This window comes from Streptomyces sp. NPDC000151 (assembly GCF_040301705.1).
Lineage (GTDB): Bacteria > Actinomycetota > Actinomycetes > Streptomycetales > Streptomycetaceae > Streptomyces.
In genome coordinates this window covers 1-1,256 of the sequence record NZ_JBEPFC010000315.1, presented here as the reverse complement: position 1 = coordinate 1,256, position 1,256 = coordinate 1, and the positions used below count along the sequence as shown (strand labels likewise).

Annotated in this window: 3 protein-coding genes; all 3 read right to left on the bottom strand. The window is 73.6% G+C overall.

All coding sequences use genetic code 11. The features are described 5' to 3' along the window. Positions 1-272 (bottom strand): TadE family type IV pilus minor pilin (locus ABT381_RS35800; RefSeq protein ID WP_351602301.1); only part of this gene is annotated, 272 nt, incomplete at its 3' end. Further along, positions 259-486 carry a DUF4244 domain-containing protein gene (locus ABT381_RS35920; RefSeq protein ID WP_467754754.1) on the bottom strand — a complete coding sequence of 76 codons (228 nt, stop codon included), beginning with the start codon at positions 484-486 and terminating at the stop codon, positions 259-261. The genes ABT381_RS35800 and ABT381_RS35920, both read right to left, overlap by 14 nt. 411 nt (positions 487-897) lie before the next feature. Continuing rightward, a partial coding sequence (locus ABT381_RS35790; RefSeq protein ID WP_351602296.1) for a type II secretion system F family protein occupies positions 898-1,256 on the bottom strand: 359 nt, incomplete at its 5' end.

Sequence of the window (1,256 nt, the reverse complement as noted above, 5' to 3'; positions counted from 1 at the left end):
GCCCGGGCCGCTGCCAGCGTGGTGCCCGCGGGCTCCGAACGTGCCGCGGCCCTGGCCCCGGCACGGGCCGCGTCCACGCACTGGATCTGCGCGCACGCCGCCATCAGCCCCCACAGGAGCATGGCCACGAACAGCACCAGCGTCGGAATCACCACCGCCGCCTCGGCCGTCACCATCCCCCGGTCGGAAGCCGCCTTCAGCGACACGGCTGTCGGCTTCAGCGACCCGGCCGTCGGCTCGGTGGCCCCGCCGACCGGGTCAGACCTGGACATGGAGCGCCTTGCCGATCACCGAGCTCAGGGCCGAGCTCACCGCCCCACTCGTCACGACCTTGAAGAGCACCGCGGCGAACGCACAGGCCGCCAGCGTTCCCATGGCGTACTCGGCCGTCGTCATCCCGCGGTCCAGCCTCTGCCGCAACGCGGTACGCCGACGCCGACCCCACTCGCCGTTCCAAGAACGTGCGGCCCGGCGCCTCGCCGCCAGCCGCCCTGCCACCTTCCTGTAGTCGAGACACGAGGCAGCCCAGGAGGCCCACCCCGCGGGCCCGCCGGCCACCGTCACCCGATCCCGGCCGCCCCCGGCAGCCGTTGTCGCCCCGGCCCCGGCCCTCGCCTCGCGTACGGCACTGCCGGCCGCGGCCGCCCACGCGGGCACGGCAGTTCGCTCTGCCGGCGGCGCGGCAGTCCCCTGCCCGCCCGTCGTCGCGATGTCCAACGCCTTCTCGGACGGCGTCGTCGGCTGTCCGGACGGCTTACGTGCTGCGGTTGTCATGAGATCCCCCTGATGATCTGACAGTTGCTCAGTTCGTTGTGTGTCGGTTTCGTTGGTTTTGTTCTTGCTTTGCTCGTTGGCTCTGTTCGGGGCTGTGGCGAGTGAGCGGCGACGTCGCTCGTCTCACATGCGAGGCAGCAGGTCCTGGGCCAAGCCGACGAGGACCGGGGCCACCCCGACCGTCAGGAAGGCCGGCAGGAAGCACACCGCCAGCGGCAGGGTCACGAGCACACCCGCCTTGCGCGCCGCTTCAGTTGCCGCGCGACCCCACTCGGACCGCAGGTCCGCCGCGATCCGTGAGACCGACTCGACGGCCGGCACGCCGGATATTCCGGCGCGCGCCAGGCAGCGCCCCAGCTCCCGCGCTCCCGGAAGCTCCGCGCACCGCCCCCAGCTCGCGGCCGCCTCGCCCCCGAGGCGCAGCTCCGCCGCGGTCTGGCGCAGCCGCTCGCCGACCGGTCCGCGCAGGGACCCGCCCACCG